The organism is Paenibacillus sp. TSM33, from assembly GCF_056099025.1.
Map to the genome: position 1 here is coordinate 1,336,965 of NZ_JBLZXB010000010.1, position 20,002 is coordinate 1,356,966.

General features: G+C 45.2%; 15 protein-coding genes. 11 read left to right on the top strand and 4 right to left on the bottom strand.

From position 1 onward, the window contains the following. Positions 1-46: 46 nt before the first annotated feature. Entirely contained in the window at positions 47-1,441 is a 1,395-nt protein-coding gene (locus tag ACN6NF_RS10240; protein WP_474317333.1) for an MATE family efflux transporter, read from the top strand. A 192-nt stretch (positions 1,442-1,633) separates the two neighbouring features. Next, positions 1,634-2,614 carry a S8 family peptidase gene (locus ACN6NF_RS10245; protein WP_474317336.1) on the top strand — a complete coding sequence of 327 codons (981 nt, stop codon included), beginning with the start codon at positions 1,634-1,636 and terminating at the stop codon, positions 2,612-2,614. A gap of 252 nt (positions 2,615-2,866) precedes the next feature. On the opposite strand, the gene budA is transcribed toward ACN6NF_RS10245, so the two are convergent. Both budA and alsS read right to left on the bottom strand, forming a co-directional pair. Next, entirely contained in the window at positions 2,867-3,613 is a 747-nt protein-coding gene (gene budA, locus ACN6NF_RS10250; protein ID WP_474317338.1) for an acetolactate decarboxylase, read from the bottom strand. A 163-nt stretch (positions 3,614-3,776) separates the two neighbouring features. Further along, positions 3,777-5,480 (bottom strand): acetolactate synthase AlsS, encoded by a 1,704-nt coding sequence (gene alsS, locus ACN6NF_RS10255; protein ID WP_474317571.1) that lies wholly within the window; start codon positions 5,478-5,480, stop codon positions 3,777-3,779. A gap of 514 nt (positions 5,481-5,994) precedes the next feature. Between alsS and uxaC the strand changes: the two genes are divergently transcribed. From uxaC to ACN6NF_RS10270, 3 genes are all read left to right on the top strand, one after another. Next, on the top strand, positions 5,995-7,419 hold the full coding sequence (gene uxaC, locus ACN6NF_RS10260) for a glucuronate isomerase (protein ID WP_474317339.1): 1,425 nt from the start codon (positions 5,995-5,997) through the stop codon (positions 7,417-7,419). Between the two features lie 150 nt (positions 7,420-7,569). Continuing rightward, on the top strand, positions 7,570-8,970 hold the full coding sequence (locus ACN6NF_RS10265; protein WP_474317342.1) for an MFS transporter: 1,401 nt from the start codon (positions 7,570-7,572) through the stop codon (positions 8,968-8,970). An 86-nt stretch (positions 8,971-9,056) separates the two neighbouring features. Next, the gene (locus tag ACN6NF_RS10270) at positions 9,057-10,061 is read left to right on the top strand and encodes a LacI family DNA-binding transcriptional regulator (RefSeq protein WP_474317344.1); all 1,005 of its coding nucleotides are present in this window, start codon (positions 9,057-9,059) and stop codon (positions 10,059-10,061) included. A gap of 102 nt (positions 10,062-10,163) precedes the next feature. Here ACN6NF_RS10270 and poxB read toward each other — a convergent pair whose 3' ends face one another. Beyond that, entirely contained in the window at positions 10,164-11,888 is a 1,725-nt protein-coding gene (gene poxB / locus ACN6NF_RS10275; RefSeq protein WP_474317345.1) for a ubiquinone-dependent pyruvate dehydrogenase, read from the bottom strand. Between the two features lie 314 nt (positions 11,889-12,202). Between poxB and ACN6NF_RS10280 the strand changes: the two genes are divergently transcribed. The 4 genes from ACN6NF_RS10280 to ACN6NF_RS10295 all read left to right on the top strand — a co-directional run bounded on the left by ACN6NF_RS10280 (position 12,203) and on the right by ACN6NF_RS10295 (position 16,819). Continuing rightward, a complete protein-coding gene (locus ACN6NF_RS10280; RefSeq protein ID WP_474317348.1) occupies positions 12,203-13,696 on the top strand; it encodes a tagaturonate reductase in 1,494 nt (497 codons plus the stop codon). A gap of 17 nt (positions 13,697-13,713) precedes the next feature. After that, positions 13,714-15,213: a UxaA family hydrolase gene (locus tag ACN6NF_RS10285; protein ID WP_474317350.1), complete on the top strand. Its 1,500-nt coding sequence runs from the start codon at positions 13,714-13,716 to the stop codon at positions 15,211-15,213. A gap of 124 nt (positions 15,214-15,337) precedes the next feature. After that, entirely contained in the window at positions 15,338-15,784 is a 447-nt protein-coding gene (locus ACN6NF_RS10290; protein ID WP_474317352.1) for a GNAT family N-acetyltransferase, read from the top strand. Between the two features lie 177 nt (positions 15,785-15,961). Continuing rightward, positions 15,962-16,819: a DNA-binding protein gene (locus ACN6NF_RS10295; RefSeq protein ID WP_474317353.1), complete on the top strand. Its 858-nt coding sequence runs from the start codon at positions 15,962-15,964 to the stop codon at positions 16,817-16,819. A 167-nt stretch (positions 16,820-16,986) separates the two neighbouring features. Here the strand turns inward: ACN6NF_RS10295 and ACN6NF_RS10300 are convergent, their stop codons facing one another. After that, positions 16,987-17,877: a hypothetical protein gene (locus ACN6NF_RS10300; protein WP_474317356.1), complete on the bottom strand. Its 891-nt coding sequence runs from the start codon at positions 17,875-17,877 to the stop codon at positions 16,987-16,989. Positions 17,878-18,132: 255 nt separating this feature from the next. Between ACN6NF_RS10300 and ACN6NF_RS10305 the strand changes: the two genes are divergently transcribed. Further along, entirely contained in the window at positions 18,133-19,095 is a 963-nt protein-coding gene (locus tag ACN6NF_RS10305) for an ABC transporter permease (protein WP_474317357.1), read from the top strand. Between the two features lie 14 nt (positions 19,096-19,109). Beyond that, positions 19,110-19,997: a carbohydrate ABC transporter permease gene (locus tag ACN6NF_RS10310; protein ID WP_474317359.1), complete on the top strand. Its 888-nt coding sequence runs from the start codon at positions 19,110-19,112 to the stop codon at positions 19,995-19,997. Positions 19,998-20,002 lie beyond the last annotated feature (5 nt).

Sequence of the window (20,002 nt, forward strand, 5' to 3'; positions counted from 1 at the left end):
AACAAACTTTTGAATTTACATACAGGAGCGGGAGGAATACATAAGTATGTCATTGTCGCAGGAAAGTGGTTCCAAGCAAGCGCAGGCCGTTAAAACGATGACGGTTTTCGCGATTACTTGGCCGATCTTCATAGAAATGCTATTTCATATTTTAATGGGTAGCGTGGATACGTTCATGCTTAGCCATGTTTCAGATGAGGTTGTATCGGCTGTCGGTGTATCCAGACAGTTAATCGAATTTACAATTATACTTTTCAATCTGCTTGGTCTTGGAGTAGGTGTGATCATTGCTCAGTTATTGGGTGCGCAAAAGCATGTGGACGCAAGCCGTGTTACCGCATCGGCACTAACCTTTAATCTGGTATTTGGCCTAGCGCTGAGTTTGATGTTTATTGTGAGCCGGGATTTTTTACTATCCTTCTACCATATAACTCCGACCATCAAGGAAAATGCAGAAATCTATATGATGCTGGCAGGGGGTTCGCTGTTTCTGGAGGCTCTTATGCTAACCGCAGGACCGGTCATTCGCTCGCATGGTTTTACCAAAGATACGATGATCGTAGGCATCGGCATGAATATACTGCATGTTGTGGGGAATGCATTACTCATATACGGCTGGTTTGGTCTGCCGCAAATGGGAGTGGCGGGAGCAGCGATTTCAACGGTTATTAGCCGCGTCGTCGCATGTGTGTGGATTTCTATCCTGCTGTACAAACGTGTAAGTGCGCCGATTCGTATCCGATATTATGTACAGCTTCAATGGAGCAAGCTGGTGGCGATCCTGAAAATTGGGATTCCTGCCGGGTTGGAATGGCTTTCTTATCAGCTTAGTCAAATGATGGTGACCCGATTTGTCAGCTTTATGGGTACAACAGCGATTGCAACTCATTTCTATACGAATACGATTGTGTATTTTTTTATGGTATTTGGAATGGCCGTCGGCGAGGGAACCGAAATTATTGTGGCTCGCCTGATTGGAGCTGGAGACAAGGAAAAAGCATATCATCAACTTTTGCGAAGCCTGAAATGGTCACTAGTCATTACGATTGCTGTGATCGTGGCTGTATCCTTTTTCCGTTATGAAGTGATGGCGATCTTTACGGACGAGCCAGCGATCATTCAATTAGGGGCAGCGATTTTGTTGTTCTGTATATTGCTGGAGCCGGGCCGTGTGTTCAATCACGTGGTCATTAACTCCCTGCGAGCAGCAGGAGATGTTCAGTTCCCCTTAATGATGGCCATTATTTCAATGTGGGGGATCAAAATCCCGTTAGCATATGTGCTAGGCATCCATATGGGATATGGTGTGCTGGGTGTGTGGATTGCACATGCATGCGATGAATGGGTACGAGGTATTTTTCACTATTTACGCTGGAAAGGCCGGAAATGGCAGCACAAATCGCTGCTATCTAAGGCTGAGCTACAAGCGGAGTCAGTCTAAGGCTCATAGACGTACTAGAGCAGACATTTTCCAATTGAATTGGTTGATTTCTGTTTTTTTGCAAAAATAAGCAAATTGGGATGTTCAAACTTTTCAAAAATTGCTAGAATATAGTAACCTCGAATGCATTAGAGGTTTTCAAAGTTTCAAAGACGGATGGTTTCCGATTGAATCCATGAAGGAGGGAATAAGATGGAACGTAAAGTGCATATCATTCCTTACCAAGTGATCAAGCAGGAGCAACAAGTGAATGAAATACCGCGAGGGGTGGAGCTGATCCAGGCTCCTGCGGTATGGAGCCAGACTCGAGGCCGAGGAGTAAAGGTGGCGGTGCTGGACACGGGCTGTGATTCGGACCATCCAGATCTGAAGGCACGCATTATTGGTGGCCGCAATTTCACGGATGATGATGAAGGTGATCCGGAAATTTTCAAGGATTACAACGGTCATGGTACACATGTGGCAGGAACCATTGCGGCAGCTGAAAATGAGGCTGGTGTCGTAGGTGTCGCCCCAGAGGCGGATCTGCTCATCATCAAAGTACTAAACAAGCAGGGCTCCGGTCAATATGACTGGATTATCCAAGGTATCTATTATGCGATAGAGCAAAAGGCAGACATCATTTCGATGTCTCTTGGCGGCCCTGAGGATGTACCTGAGCTTCATGAAGCAGTAAAAAAGGCTGTAGCCAGCCAAATTCTGGTCATCTGTGCAGCTGGAAATGAGGGAGACGGTGACGACCGAACGGACGAGCTCGGCTACCCTGGTTGCTATAATGAAGTGATTAGCGTAGGTGCTATCAACTTTGACAGACACGCCTCAGAGTTCAGCAATTCTAATAATGAGGTGGATTTGGTTGCACCAGGAGAAGATATTTTGTCCACAGTTCCGGGCGGGAAATATGCGACCTTTAGCGGAACATCGATGGCTACTCCGCACGTAGCAGGTGCATTGGCGTTGATTAAGCAGCTGGCGAATGAGAGCTTTGAGCGTAAGCTCACCGAACCGGAGTTATACGCCCAACTCATCAAACGTACGATTCCACTCGGTAATTCCCCTAAGCTGGAGGGCAACGGTCTGCTGTACTTGACGGCAGTGGAGGAGCTTTCGCGTATTTTCGACACGCAACGTGTAGCGGGAATATTGAATACAGCATCGTTGAAGGTTAAATAAGTCGTAACAACGGACTATAACGACTCTCCTAAGCGGAGAGTTTTTTTGTGCGCTTCATTTATTTGAGAATCTCCTTTTACATCGCATTCAAATGTCGGGTAACCCGGAGTGAGAGCATAAGCGGCATTGTGTATATACGTTTCCTACATAAAAAGATCACAGTCAGAGAGCAGTACCTCATTTTCTGACTGTGATCTTTTGCTTTTTTATTGTCTAGCTAAGGGACCGTACCTTGATGAGCTATATGCGTAATTATTGGGCACCTTCAGTAACAGCGATTTCTTTCTCCAGATTTTCTCTGGACAAGTTGGCGGTCAAGTAATCTGGTGTTTCGGGCAGCACAAGGTGCAGATTGGATTTTTGACAAATGCGGATTGTGCACTTGTCGACAACAAAATCAAAAACATGCCCGCCTCCAGTGCGTTCATCATTGATAAAATGGAGATGAAATCCGGCTACTCCAATCCCTTGGGCATAAGCAGGTGTCCAAAAGCCTGTGATTACGCCGGAAGCGTCATTAAAAGTAAAAGTAGGCTGTGACTTGGTTGCTTCGATAAAAGGTTTGTAAGGCTTCACTTGATGAGGCACGGTACGTGTCTTTACTTCACGAAAAGTGCCATCCATACGGAAAGCATAGAACAGATTACGGCTTGGAAACAGCTTTAGCAGTAAAGCTTCCAGCTCTTCACGATGCATGGGACGGTCAATAGTATATGTGAAATCTTCACGGAAAAAGGTGACGGTGGAAAAAGGGGTGGTTTCTTCCGGTTTAACACGATGGGCCGTACCGTCTGGAAGCAAGTGATAAAATTCACCATCGAACGCGATCATCTCGCCATTCAGTTGATCAAAGGTACCAATTCCGAAATCCCCGTGTTTTTGCAGCTCCTCAAAGGCAACAACTCCATCATAAAGACCATCTAATAGAGCAAGCATAGTGGACGTTTGGTAAATATCATGATCAGTTTCTTGCTTGGTTTCCAGTCCTGCAACGGTCATGGTAATACACTTCCTTTTGTAATTGTATGCATTCATTTTCTTTCTTTTTCAATAATAAACGTAATGTTTCAGTAAATAACACAAATAGCTCAAAAAAATTATAAAAAATAACGTGTTGCTCCCTAATTGTCACGAAACCGTCACGAGAGAGTCTCGGTAAAAGTTAGTTTAATTGATTTGGTAGCAGTTTGCGTCCCAACTGGATATTATCTTGATAATCAATCGGAATATCAACGACCACAGGACCATCCGTATGAAGTGCCTGCTGCAATACGCTTTCCAATTCTTCAGGAGAGTGCACGCGTAATCCGGTGGCGCCAAAACTTTCCGCATATTTTACAACATCGACATCTCCAAATTTTATACCAGACGTTCTGCCGTATTTAATCTGTTGTTGAAAGGCGACCATGTCATAGGTACCATCTCTCCATACAATATGCACTAGCGGTGAGTTAAGACGTACAGCGGTTTCGAGCTCCATGGATGAAAACAGAAATCCTCCGTCTCCAGAAATAGACACGACTTTTTGACCGGGGTTGACGAGTGTAGCGGCAATCCCCCAAGGCAGTGCTACGCCCAACGTCTGCATTCCGTTGCTGAATAGAAGGCGTCGCGGTTCATACGAACGGAAATATCGTGCCATCCAAATGTAGTGTGAACCGACATCACAGGTGACAGTGACATTATCGTCGATCAGGCTACGCAATGTACGAATAAATTGTAATGGGTGAATCAGAAAATCATGCTTGTGGGCTGGAACAGCTGCTTGCTCGTTCAGATCATGGCGTAGACGATTCAATTGGTCGCAGGAGGATTTAGGTAGCTTTAAGGTAGGTAACTCTTCTGCGAGGCCACTCACAATCAGGCCTATGTTTCCGATTAACTCGTAGTCCGGTTGATAATCATGATCAATATCGGCTTGATGGTCATCCAGATGAATGAGTGTTCGGTTTGCCGGGATGTTCCAGTTTTTTGGGTCGTATTCGATAGGATCATAGCCAATCGTCAGTACCAAGTCTGCGGCTCCAAGAAGCATATCACCCGGTTGATTTTGGAACAGCCCAATTCTTCCAAAATAGTGGTCTTCCAGTTCACGGGAGATGGCTCCAGCGGCCTGGAAGGTTTCGACAACAGGCAGATCTGTATCTCGAATAAGAGCACGGATAGCTGCGGTGGCTTCAGGCGTGCTGGCTTTCATACCGAGAAGAAGTACGGGCAGTTTGGCTTTTCTGATTTGGTCTGCGACTTGTTTGATGAGCTCGGCGGGTGCGGTTCCAAGTTGGGGAAGGGAAACCTTCTCAATGACTGTTACTTCGGATGACGAAGTCAACACGTCCTGCGGCAGGCTGACGAATGTGGCTCCAGGCTGGGCTGAGGTCGCAATCCGAAATGCATTAGCAATTGCTTCCGGTACATTATCAGGATGTTCTACTTCTACACTGTATTTGGTGATGGGTTCGAATAATCCGGCATTATCCATAGATTGATGAGTGCGTTTCAGGCGTTCGGATCTTGGGACTGCACCTGCAATGGCGACGACAGGATCACTTTCTGCATTCGCGGTGACAAGTCCTGTCGCCAAGTTAGACGCGCCCGGGCCTGAGGTAACAATGCATACCCCCGGTTTACCGGTTAAGCGACCGACCGCCGCTGCCATAAAGGCGGCATTTTGTTCATGACGGCATACGATTAATTCCGGCCCCCGATCTTGAAGAACATCAAAAACAGAATCGATCTTGGCACCTGGAATGCCAAAAATATGGGTAACCCCTTGCTTGATCAAACAATCGACAACAAGGTCGGCTCCTTTTGTATCGGCTTTGGTTTTAGTTTGAACAGCTTGCACTTTTGTACTCAATGCTACCACCTCTTCTTCTTCGTCTGTGAAATAAACTAATGAAATACTTTCAATGTAAATCAATGGATGTATATTGCAATTATAATACAATAACTGGTATTTTCAAGAAAGAAATTTTCAGAAAAAAAGAGAAAATTGTATAAAACGTTTTCAAAGTTTGATTTATCGCGGAAATTAAAATTTGTGGAATTTTCTTGTGGTGTCGGTCATTGAGAAGGTTTAAGAACAGATCTCCCCAAAGGGGGGGATCATTTTTATCCGCTCACATGATAAAAATCACTTTCCTCTACAAAGGATAGCGGTTACAATGTAATTGTTGTTAACGTAAACATTAAATTTAAGGTGAAGTAATCCAGCGTGATATGATGTACAGGTATCATATTATAGCTTTGTTATCCTGTATTAACATGTGGATTTCTATGTTATGGAGATTGTAATTGTTGAAAGGTAAGTAGCGCTCGACTTATTTTGTTAACGTTAACAATTAATTTAGAAACACGATTATAGAAGGGATGAGAAAGTAATGACCAAAACGTTTTTAGACGAAAACTTTTTGTTGAGCAATCCAACGGCTGAAACCTTATATCATCAGTATGCCAAGGATATGCCGATTATTGACTATCATTGTCATTTAAGTCCACAAGAAATTTATGAAAATAAAAAATTCAAGAATATTACGGAAGCTTGGTTGTACGGTGATCATTACAAGTGGAGACTTATGCGGGCCAATGGGGTTGAGGAGCGATTGATCACGGGTGATGGTGAAGATTATGACAAGTTTCTGGCCTGGGCCAAAATTGTACCTACATTGATCGGCAACCCGCTGTACCATTGGACGCATTTGGAGCTTCAACGCTTTTTTGGTGTCTACGAGTTGCTGAATGAACAGAACGCACCTGTGATTTGGGAAAAGGTAAACCAAAAGCTGCAGGGACCGGGCTATGGGGCACGTGATCTGATTGTGAACTCAAAGGTAACTGTCGTCTGTACCACGGATGATCCGACCGACCATCTCGAATACCACAAACAAATTAGCAAGCTGACCGATTTCCCAGCAGCTGTGTTGCCAAGCTTCCGCCCCGACAAAGCTTTGGAAATTAATCGTGAAACCTTCCAGCCATGGGTGGCTCGATTGGGTGAAGTCAGCGGATTGGACGTTTCCGGATTTGAAGGATTTTTGAATGCGCTGGCAAGCCGGGTGCGCCATTTTCATGCTGCCGGAGGCCGGGTATCTGATCATGCGCTGGATACTGTAGTTTTTGAAGAAACAACATCGGAGGAAGCGGCTGCCATATTCAGCAAGGCGCTGGAGGAAGGCCATGTGACTCCTTTGGAGGAGGCGAAATATAAGTCGTACGTTCTGGTCTTTCTTGGCAAACAGTATGCAGAACACGGCTGGGCGATGCAGTACCATATTCACGCGCTGCGTAACAACAATACTGCGATGTTCCGTCGTTTGGGACCGGATACAGGCTACGATGCTGTAAATGATGGTTCCCTCGCTCGTCCACTGGCAGCATTGCTGGACGCACAGGAACTGGCAGGAGGCTTGCCAAGAACCATTTTGTATTCGCTTAATTCGGTTGACTATCCAGTATTGGCAAGTCTCGCAGGCAGCTTCCAATCCGGCGGTACAGTAGGGAAAATCCAGTTTGGTACTGCATGGTGGTTTAATGACCATATTGAAGGCATGCAGGAGCAGATGAAGCTGCTGGCTAATTACGGAGTGCTGTCCCGCTTTATTGGCATGCTGACGGATTCGCGCAGTTTTCTATCCTACACACGTCATGAATATTTCCGCCGAATCCTCTGCGATTTAATCGGAACGTGGGTTCAGGAAGGCAAGGCCCCTGAGGATCTTGAACTGCTCGGAGCTATGGTACAAAATATTTGTTACAATAACGCCGAGCAATATTTTAACTTCCCAACGGTTGTTCATAGTAAGTGACGCTATTCTAAAAAGTGAGAACTCACTAACTTTAGAGAATAGGAGCTCTTGCCAGGAGCTTGTAACAAACTCCCGGCAAGAGCAATTGAAAACATAATAGATCTCAATAAGTATGTGAAAATAATTACAAGTATAGAGGAGTGTGTAGGTATGGGAGTGCCTATCGTGCAGGAGAGCGTCCAAACTGACAACAAGACAGGTGAGCATATTAGCCTGAAAGAAAAGATTTCGTATGGTATGGGTGACTTTGGAAACGGATTCATGTTTGATTTGGGGCAGTTGTATTTGCTGAAATTTTTTACGGATGTAGCAGGGGTTTCTGCAGGAGCCGCCGCAGGCATTTTCTTGGTCAGCAAGCTGTTTGCCGCCGTCTGTGATCCCATTGTCGGGTCCTTTGTTGATTATCGCAAACATATCAGTACACGCGGAAAATTTAGACCTTTTCTTATCGTTGGAAGCGTTATCCTAGCAATTCTTACGATTCTTACCTTTATTTCACCGAATATTTCCCCCACAGGCAAACTCATTTACGCCTATGCGTCCTATATGATCTGGGGGATTGGCTACTCTATTGTAAACATTCCATACGGCTCGCTGGGTGCTGCCATTACGCAGGATACTCAGCAACGTGCTTCGTTGTCATCTTTCCGTCAGGCGGGATCACTGGGCGCTTTATTCGTAACCAGTGTCGTGGTCATGCCGCTTATTTTACTGTTTCCTAACCATCATGTTGGCTATCCGGTGGTCATGGGGATTATGTCATTCATTGGTGTGATCGCTTTCATCATATGTTACCGAGGAACGAAAGAACGTATTATTAGCCAGTCCGGGCCAAAAGAGAAGCTGTCTTTAGGCGTGATTGTGCATACCTTTACGAATAACAAACCCTTGCTAGTACTCGTTTTAATGACGATTTTCACCATTTCCGCCTACAATATCAAGTCCGCTCTGTTGATCTATTTTGCCGAATATAATTTGGGACATGTAGAATTAATGGCGTATATGAATTTTATTATTATCGGTTCGTCGCTGCTGGGTGTATTGTTCCTGCCCAAACTGGTACGACGCTTTGGTAAACGAAAAACAGCCATCTTGGGGATGCTAGTTAGCGTCATTGCCGATTCCATTAACTTTTTGATGCCTTCCAACGTATATATTTTCACAATTCTGGCGAGTATTTCGTTCATTGGTATTAGTATTCCCAACGGGGTTACCTGGGCATTTGTGTCAGATATCATTGATTACGGCGAATGGTCATCCGGGGAGCGCAAGGAAGGAATTACCTACTCTCTATTTAACTTTTCACGTAAATTGGCTCAATCCTTGTCTGGCTTTCTATCGGGTATTGGATTGGCGCTTGTCGGGTATGTACCGAATGTAGTTCAATCCTCTGGAACGCTGCTTGGAATCAAAGCCTTGCTTTGTCTGTATCCGGCTGTTGCCTTGGCTTTGGCCATGCTGGTAATCGGTAAAATGTATAAACTGACGGACAGCAGACATGCAGAAATGGTTCAAGAATTACAGCGTCGACATGCGGACAACCGCGTATAATTTGTGAAAGTCTTCTTTTCCGGGCGGCTCCTGTGGTATGGTGAGTATATAATTTTTTAGAGCCTCACTAAGGAAAGGATACGTATATGGCAGCTACTATTAAAGACATTGCCAAACTGGCTAATGTTTCCCATACAACCGTCTCCCGGGCGCTCAATAACAGCCCGCTGATTAAAGAAGATACGAAACGTAAAATTATGGAGTTGGCAGAGCAACTCAATTACATTCCAAATTACAATGCTAAAAGCCTGGTTCTCCAGCGATCGCATACGATTGGCCTGTTTTTCACCAGTATTTCAGAAGGCACCAGCTCCAGTTTTTTTGCGGATACCATTCGTGGAGTTAACAACGTCATCGGGGTGGAATACAATCTGTTTGTGCGAGGAATTGACGATTATGCAGATTTTTCTGCTATTCATCGCAAGCGTTTTGATGGCATCATTCTGATGAGCCAAAGCGAAGCGGACAACCCTTTTATTTATCATGTGCTCGGGCAAGGCATTCCGCTAGTTGTACTGAACCGGCAGGTGTCTGGGGCAGGGATTGTAAATGTGATTTCTAATGATAAGGAAGGCTCCTATGAAGCCGTCTCCTTTCTCATTGAAAGCGGGCATGAACGCATTGCGATCATCGAGGGGGTAGAAGGCTTCAAGTCGACCCAGCAACGCCGCGAGGGTTTCATGAATGCATTAATTGATCGTGGTAAGCCGATCCGACACGAATATATTGTGCAGGGTCACTATGATACTGAAAGCGGGAGTCTGGCAATGAAGCAGTTGCTTGCCTTGGAGGAACCACCGACAGCGGTGTTTTGCTCTAACGATGATATGGCTATTGGTGCGATGAATGCGGTATTTGAAAACGGCTTGAAAGTACCAGAGGATATCTCTGTTATTGGTTTTGACGATATCGGTTTCTCGATGTATACGACTCCACCGTTAACGACGGTTAAAAGACCAATTGAGCAGATTAGCGAGCGCGGAGCCGCTTGCATTCTGGAACGAATTCAATCACCGTCCAATGAGGGCGAGCTTATATTTATGGAAACCGCGCTCATGAAGCGGAAATCGACGGCAGATAGACCACGCTGAGTTTAGTTATGTAAAAGAGGCAGGCCCCAAAGGGGCAGGAACAATGATCAAGCCCTGTTCCTGCCCCTTTTTTGTTGAAATGAGCACTGCTTTGTCATGTTTTTAACGAAGGAGATTGGTTTTAGCCAGTTCAACAATCTCGTCTCCGCGTCCGTTCAGCACGGCTTTCATCATCCACAGTGTAAAGCCTTCTGCTTGCTTAAGATTAATTTTAGGTGGCATGGATAGTTCCTGACGGTTCACCACCACATCTACCACAACAGGGCCATCATGAGCCAATGCTTGCTGAATGGCATCCTCCAGCATGGTCGGATCTTCAACCCGAATGCCCTTAAGTCCCATGGCTTGCGCTACAGCACCAAAATCAGGGTTAACCAGTTCAGTTCCATTTTCCAGAAAACCGGCTGCTTTCATTTCCAACTCGACAAAGCCAAGAGCGCCATTGTTGAAAACAATAACTTTTACAGGCAGTTGATGCTGTTTTAGGGTGAGCAGGTCGCCCATCAGCATCGTGAGTCCGCCATCACCTGAGAGGGCAATCACCTGTCGGTCAGGCTCAGTGGCCTGCGCACCGATCGCCTGCGGGAGTGCATTTGCCATCGTACCATGATTGAAGGAACCGAGAAGTCGGCGCTGACCGTTCATTTGCAAATAACGCGCTGCCCATACTGTGGGAGTACCGACATCACAAGTGAAAATAGCATTTTCCTGGGCGGTATCACTGATAACCTTGGCAAGATATTGCGGATGAATGGGCATATGACCTGGTTTACCAACCGCCAGATCGTCCAGCTCCTGGCGTACCTTGGCATAATGGGGGACGGTTTTTTCTAGATGCTTCGAATCATGCTCTGATGTTAAATGAGGAAGCAGCATTTCCAACGTTGCCTTTACATCCCCGCATAAACCATACGTCAACGGAGTACGTCTGCCGAGATGGGACGGCTCTATATCTACCTGTAGAACAATCGCATCTTCAGGATAAAATTGTCGATAAGGAAAGTCTGTTCCAAGCATGAGCAGGACATCACAATCCATCAAGGCATGGTATCCGGAAGAATACCCGATCAGCCCCGTCAATCCAGCATAATAAGGATTGTCATATTCCAGATATTCCTTGCCTCGCAGAGCGGATACCATGGGAGACTTTAGCTTGTCGCACAGCTGCATAAGCAAGTCGTGAGATTGAGCACAGCCAGCGCCACATAGCAACGTAATTCGTTTACCGTTATTTAAATATTCGGCCAGCCGGGAAATTTCAGAAGCGGATGGATGGACGACAGGTGCTGTGGGATGATAGACATGTTGAGGGGTGGGCACCTTTTCCGCCTCCAAAGCTGCTACGTCACCGGGAAGAACAATGACGGAAACACCTGAACGTGAAACTGCCTCCTGAATAGCCATAGTCACTGTTCTTGGGATTTGACGCGGTGTCGTGATTACCTCACAAAAGTGACTGCATTCTCCAAACAGATGCTCGGGGTGCGTAGCCTGAAAATATTCACTTCCGATTTCATCACTCGGAATATGAGCCGCAATAGCCAATACAGGCACCCGATTGCGGTGACAATCATATAAACCGTTAATCAAATGCAGATTTCCGGGACCACTACTACCGGCACATACGGCAATGCTGCCACTAAGGGTTGCATCTGCTCCAGCTGCAAAGGCAGCCACTTCTTCGTGCCTTACATGAATCCATTCAATTTGACCATTACTACGAATGGAATCAACCATATTATTCAATGAATCTCCAACGATGCCATAGATCCGCTTGACCCCTGCATTGACCAAAACTTGTACAATAGTATCTGCGATTGTCTTCATAGATGCTCCTCCTGCCTAGTAAGTAGTGTTATCCTGCCCGTGCTTTCTTACGTCTATTCTACTGAATGTATATATGAACAAGGTTCTCGGGATAGGGTAATAGTTAGCCTTAACCGTCTTGGAACAGGTACGAAACAACACAAGAAGGAAGATATACTTGCAAAGTTTTATATAAACATACATGTTAACGTGTTCATATTATTGTCATTATTATTTTTTTAAACTAAAAATATTGATAAAACTATTTTGTTAACGTGTGCATTGTGATAAAATAACGGTGAAATCATTATGGTACTAGTGGGAGGCTACTCCGAATGAAACAAGTAGATGAATTAGACCAATTAAACAGAAAAAGTTTTATTGTTACAGAACCGTTTCCCGAAAGGGTGCTGCAATTCGGGGAAGGAAACTTCCTACGTGCTTTTGTAGACTGGCAATTTGACAAAATGAATAAGCTGGCAGAATGGAATACAGGAGTTGTGATTGTACAACCGCAGCCAGGAGGCCTTGTGGAGAAGCTTAACGTGCAGGATGGTCTCTATACGGTTATCCTTGAAGGAATTAAAGATGGGCAGGCCATGAAGGAGCATACCGTTGTGGAGTGCGTCACTCGTGGAATTAATCCTTACGGCCCGGAATTTTTGGAGTATGAAGCATTATCCCAAAAGCCGGAGCTGCGCTTTATTGTTTCGAACACGACGGAGGCAGGAATCGCTTATGAACCTGAGGATCAATTGGAAGATCGCCCGCAAAAAAGCTTTCCAGGCAAACTGACCGCCTTTCTGTACAAGCGCTTTCAATTTTTCGGGGCCGATCAAAGCAAGGGACTGGTCATTATTCCGTGCGAACTCATCGACCGTAATGGAGACGCTCTCAAGGAAATCGTGCTGAAATATGCGAACCAATGGAACCTTGGGGCTGAGTTTATTGCATGGTTAGAGAAAGCAAATACGTTCTGCAACAGTTTGGTGGATCGGATTGTACCTGGTTATCCCAAAGACCGGATTCATGAAATCCAAGCGGAATTGGGTTACAAGGACGATTTGGTTGTTGTGGGCGAACAGTATCATTTATGGGTTATTGAAGGGCCACAGTGGCTTAAAGAAGAATTACCTGCTCATTTGGCCGGATTGAATGTACTGATCGTTGACGATATGGCGCCATATCGTACACGGAAGGTGCGTATTTTGAATGGGGCACATACGGCGCTTACACCTGTAGCCTATTTATATGGCCTGGATACGGTGGGGCAAGCGGTCGAGCATAATGTTATCGGCGAATATATCCAGTCGTTGATTCGAGAAGAAATTATTCCGACACTGGATTCGCCAGAAGCGGAATTGAATGTATATGCCGACGATGTGATTGAACGGTTCCGTAATCCCTATGTAAGTCATTATGTTATGAGCATCTCATTGAATTCGGTGTCCAAGTTCAAGACACGGAACTTGCCATCCTTGCTACAGTATGTGGCACAACGTAAAGCGTTGCCTGCCAAAATCGTATTTTCGCTGGCGTCCTTACTTGTATTTTATCGGGGAGACAGAAATGGCGAGTCGATTGCATTGGCAGACGAAGCGGAAGTATTGAGCACGTTTGGCGAACTGTGGAGTACGTATGACGGAACTCTTGCCGGAGCGAAGCAATTGACCGAGCAGGTACTTCGCAAACAAACATGGTGGGGTCAAGATCTGAATCAGATTGAAGGGCTGGCTGACCAAACGGCGCAGCACGTGTATGAAATTACAAGCAGAGGAATGAAGGAGACGCTCGATTCTCTAACCGGGAACAGCGTACCCGGAGCATAAGCAAGGAGGAGACCGGAATGCTGGAATTCATTCAAATTCATGATCAAGATAACGTGGCTGTCGCTTTGCGTGATTATAAGCAGGGAGAGACGCTGGCATGGGGAGCACAAAAAGAACAATGCGTGGAGCTGGCCGAGGATGTAGCGCGTGGGCACAAAATTGCGTTGCAGGACATCCCTGAAGGTGGGCATGTCCTGAAATACGGATATCCCATCGGTCATGCCATTCAGCCCATTCAGGCAGGTCAACATGTGCATACGCATAATACGAAAACGAATCTGACCGGTGTGGAGGAGTATACTTACAAGCCTAAGCCAGCTCCTCATATATATGAACAGGAGAGTCGGACGTTTCAAGGATTTCGGCGCAAGGATGGTCGTGTAGGGATTCGCAATGAGTTGTGGATTGTGCCGACAGTCGGCTGTGTGAACGGAATTGCCGAACTCATTTTAAATCGTTTTAAGCAGGAAGTGGGAGATATCTCACCTTTTGAAAACGCGCTTGTGCTCAAGCATAACTACGGTTGTTCTCAGTTGGGCGACGACCATGCACATACACGCACGATTTTGATTGATGCTGTGAAACACGCGAATGCGGGTGGTGTACTAGTACTTGGTTTGGGTTGTGAGAACAATGAGATGAAGGAATTCAAAGAAGCCATCGGTGAATATGACGCGGAGCGGGTGAAGTTTTTGCTTTCCCAGGAAGTGTCGGATGAAGTGGAGGAAGGGGTAAGGCTGCTTCATGAAATTTTTGCAGCTGTGCAAGAAGATCGACGGGAGCCTGTACCTTTGTCTGAGCTGAATATCGGCTTGAAATGCGGTGGATCTGACGGCCTGTCGGGTATTACTGCCAATCCACTGCTTGGACGACTGTCGGATTATATGGCAGCACAGGGTGGAACGACCGTACTGACGGAGGTGCCCGAAATGTTCGGCGCGGAGACGATTTTAATGGAACGCGCTGCCGATGAGCAAGTATTCGATAAGATCGTACATTTGATTAACGATTTTAAACAATATTTTCTGGATTATAAGCAGCCAGTATACGAAAATCCGTCACCAGGCAATAAAGCAGGCGGCATCACGACACTGGAGGATAAATCACTAGGCTGTACGCAAAAATCCGGGTCCTCCACGGTCACCGACGTCATTCAGTACGGAGAGCGTCTCAAGACCAAGGGACTTAATCTGCTCAGCGCACCGGGGAACGATCTGGTTGCTTCTTCGGCGCTTGCTGCAGCTGGCTGTCAGCTCGTCATATTCACAACCGGGCGCGGCACGCCTTTTGGCTCCTTCGTTCCGACGATGAAGGTGTCGACCAACTCTTCGCTATATAAGGCTAAACCTCACTGGATCGACTATAACGCTGGTTCACTGGTGGAGGATGTCAGTATGGAAGATGCGCTACGCAACTTTGTCGATTACATTATTGATGTAGCCAGTGGAACTTGGGTGAATAATGAGAAAAACAATTTCAGGGAGCTTGCTATCTTCAAAAATGGTGTTACATTGTAAAGGGTTGTAACAAAAAGGAGGCGGAAGAATCCGCCTCCTTTTTGTGTTTGAATGCTTCTAAATACACATGTTAAACTTACTGCAAAACATGCTATATGGATATTTGCATAAGGGGGAAATACAAGTGCCACATGAAATTATTGCTTATCGGGAAGAAAATCATGATCAACTCGTAGATATTTGGCATCGGGCAGTACGCCAAACGCACACATTTTTGTCTGAAGAGGATATTCAATTTTACCATCACATCGTAAGTAACGGCGCTTTAAGAGAACTTGAAGTTTGGATGGAATGGACTGAACACCAGGAGCCGACGGGCTTTATCGGGCTGGACGGACTGAAAATAGAGATGCTGTTTGTCGACCCGGAACGGCATGGACAGCACATAGGCAGCCGACTCATTCAGCATGCTGAAAAAATAAAAGGGACGCACCTCAAAGTAGATGTGAATGAGCAAAACGAGAAGGCGCATGCTTTCTACAGACATTATGGCTTTGTACAAACAGGGCGATCTGCGCTGGATGGATCAGGCCGGGCATTTCAGTTGCTTCACATGGAACTGAACAAATGAATGCTCTATAGGCATCTACATTTTGAAAATTGGAATATATTATAATTTCCTTGCCACATGTCTGATTTTATGATATAACTTAATTGCGTAATAAAAACGTAATTAAGTTATTTTTGGTTGGGATATAGATCATGGTTTGTTTGATGAGTATAAAAGTCGGACAAGGAGGTGGGGAGGGTGGATGATCTTGTTCACTCCGACATCACAGATCTAGACACACTTGTTAACATGATTAAGCTGTCCTTTTCGTTTATGGATGGTACCCATATGATCGCTTTATGCGACCAGTTATATTACCATGTCAACCAGCAGTATCAGGAATTGCAGCTCTACAAAGCGCGCAAGAAACCAATACAACCTATACATACCAAACGGCCGTTAGTCTATTACTACGGCTACAGTCATCTTATGAAAGGCATGGCCTTCCAAAAACAAGGTAAGTATGAGGCCGCCCGAGATTGTATCGAAAAATATGCAGAGTTGGGCTGGTTTAATGGTCTCGATCCATATGGAGAAGCAGAAGTGGAATATTATCGCCATGCTGCGAGAGCCAATTTATATGCTCTTGATATTTTGTCAGGTCGTTCCGAAGTGTTGCAGGAATACGTTCAATTTCTTCGTGACAATCCGGAAGAGCTGTTACCAGGACTTCTTTCCATTGTTGAGGGAGCGACCAGACACGACTATCCTTTGGAGCGTGTGCTTGAATCATTTGCCGAACAAATTGAGGATTTTAAATATTTTGAAGAGCCTGTGAATGTTTCATATTATTTTCGCTTCTGCTATCAGCTGGCTCTTTATTATATAAAACTGCGGCAGTTTAGGGTTGCGTTGGGCTATATCCTGCAATCTCTCAAGCTGTCCGATACTCTGGGTATGGAACATGAGCATGAGTTTAGGAAATGTACTGCTATATTTGAGATTTTCAGATCCCAAGCTACGGCAACACAGCAAGACCAATATATAACTATTCTAAAAGGAGTGTTAAAGGATGAAAAAATTGATTTCACGCCCGTTGTCGCTCAGTCTGTTTAGTTTGTTGGTGTTTGTTACTAGTCATGATCTCATCACTGTGTTTTATCATGGAGCTAATCATTAATAAGTTAGAATGGTAAAAAGTAGGATGTTTTGATTAACCAAATAGCAAGTAAGCTTATTAAGACAGGGCTTGCTTGCTATTTAGCGTTTTTTATGAGGAATATTTAAGCGGTTGTAGGCTTGTGCAACAAACCTTGTTCTAATGGATGCAATGAAATCCTTGTCTGTTGGTAAGCGGGGAATGTTTCTTCTGTACTGTATGATCCAATTTTTAATGCTGCGTCCAGTGCTCGTAGCAAGCAGCCCACGAATTGCTCTGGAGAAAAGTAAATGCTTTTCCCGACCATATGAATGTGAAGCTCGTTATGGTCACGGTTGCTTACAGACAGCAGTAAACCTTGACCCTGAAACCCCGTACCCATGGCGCGTATTTTGTTTATACCCGAAAGCAGCATCTCCGTTTTCACCGCACGACCCTGTTCCTCTACAAACACAGATATCAGCCGTTTGTCCGTAACGATAACAATTTGGTTACCCTGAAACGTATGGCTAAGGTGTAGGAAATCTTTATACACTCCAATGGTTTGCTCATGCGGAGAGACAATCCCCATCCGTACAAACTCATCCAACTCTGTGACGTCAGGCTCCTGATGATTTTTAATTCGTTTTTTGATACTGAACTGAATGGTCAAGATCCCCAAGATAGCTATAAGAAAAGCACTAAGGCGAACGTGATATATAAAGAACATCAAGACGATAAAGCCGCCGAGTAACCATTGTCCCCAAGTCAAATAACGCAACTTTTGTTGTGCCGTACGGCGATAATAACCGTAGCCCTTTCCTGGCTGATACTCTTTACTTAACTTTGTCATACCACGCAGCATGGTTAAACCATAAATCGATAGGACTGTCATCCCGAGCCCCAGGAGGGTCATAAACCATTCCTGAGCTGCCACGCCGACTAAAGTACACAGGCCAAACATGAAGAACCCTGCCCAGCAGGCAAACCTTTTAATCCGAACCTGTTTCTGAATCGAACGAACTAATTCTTCCATTCTTAATCCTCCTGATCTAGGTACATAGGTAATGATTGGAATTTCGTATAGTCTTATCGTACCATCTGATAGTCTTATTCGTAAATTAATAGAAATAGAAAATCCAAGGTCTGGAATAATTTTTTTGCGTATTGTCCTATCTTCACCTGAACTTTAGACACCAAAATCAAAAAATCCAGTACTACTCATTAGAAGCAGAAGCCTCTAAAATAATAAATGTAAGTGCTTACAACAAAAAGAAGGGAGGTCTTCTGCATGAGTACAGGATGGAAAAATCCACAGCCACAGCCGTCGGTTCGATCGAGGAAGGGGACATCACTAGCGCGCAGATGGGCTCAACAAAGACATTTGCAAATCATGGCGCTGCTTGGTGTGGTATGGATGATTATTTTCCATTACATCCCGATGTACGGCATTTTGATTGCTTTTAAACATTTTGACATTATTGGTACTATATCAAGCGCACCTTGGGCAGGATTAGAACATTTTCGTGCCTTCTTGGAGGATGATAACTTCTGGTACATTGTCAAAAATACACTGGGCATTAGTCTGCTCAAGCTGGCGATCGGGTTCCCGTTACCTATTGTATTTGCGCTGTTTCTGAATGAGATCCGGTCTACGCGGTTCAAAAAATCCATTCAGACCATTTCGTACCTTCCTCACTTTCTATCATGGGTCATTCTTGGCGGGATTTTAACCACATGGCTGGCAGATACCGGGCTAATCAATCAACTGTTGCTGGCTTGGGGCTGGATCGACCAACCGATTAGTTATCTAGCGGAGCCGAGCTATTTTTGGGCTATCGTCGTCAGCTCGGATATCTGGAAGGAGCTTGGATGGTCAGCCATTATCTATTTGGCAGCCATGGCGGGCGTATCTACGGACATGTACGAAGCAGCCACCATTGATGGAGCAGGACGGTTTCAGAAAATGTGGTACGTCACACTTCCCGCCATCAAGGGCACAATATCCATTTTGTTTATTTTAGCGGTCAGCGGCATATTGAACTCCAACTTTGATCAAATTCTTGTCCTGCGTAACTCGTTAAATGAAAGTGCAAGTAATGTAGTTGATATTTATGTATATCAGGTGGGCATTCAGCAGGGACGCTTCTCGTATTCTACTGCGGTAGGATTGCTGAAATCGGTTCTTGCTCTCATTTTGCTGCTGATAGCCAATTCTGTAACCAAACGGATGAATAATACCTCTCTATTTTGAAGGAGGACGGATGTATGCAGCTATTGCGACGCAGAACAGCAGGCGAAGCGATATTCGATTTATTTAACAACGTTTTTATGCTGGTCATTTGTTTTGTAACGTTATATCCCGTGTGGTATGTGCTGGTGAACTCCTTTAACGAAGGGGCAGACGCAATGCGAGGCGGTATTTACTGGTGGCCGAGACTCTTTAGTCTCAGCAGCTTTCAGGCTGTATTTGCCAACAGCGGCATTATGACTGCGATGGGAGTAACGGTCGCCAAGACGCTAATCGGCACGATTGTACATGTGTTTTTTACCGCCATGATTGCATATGCATATTCCCGTAGAGAGCTGATCGGGCGTAAGCTGTATATGCTGATCGGCACCATTACCCTGTTTTTTGGTGGGGGTTTGATTCCAACGTATTTGCTGATTCGTGATCTCGGGCTACTGGACAGCTTTTGGGTGTACATTATTCCTGCGATGTTCAGCTTTTTCGACCTTATTATTTTTATGGCTTTTTTTCGGGAACTGCCGGATGCACTGGAGGAAGCGGCGAAAATAGACGGAGCCAACGATTTCGGCATCTTTTGCCGGATTGTGCTTCCTGTATCCATGCCAGTAGTAGCGACAATTGCCTTGTTTCATGGGGTGTACCAGTGGAACGATTATTTTACAGGAATGATCTATATCAATAATACGGATCTTCAGCCGATTCAGACCTATTTGTACCGGGTTGTTGCCCAATCCAGCTCAAATCAAATGATGTCTGCCGCACCCGGGATTGTCGCCCAGTCCGTTACTTCACAATCGATCAAGCTGGCGACGATGGTCATAACGACACTGCCGATTGTGCTGGTATACCCATTCCTGCAAAAATATTTTGTCAAAGGGCTAATGATCGGCTCGGTTAAGGGCTAGCACAT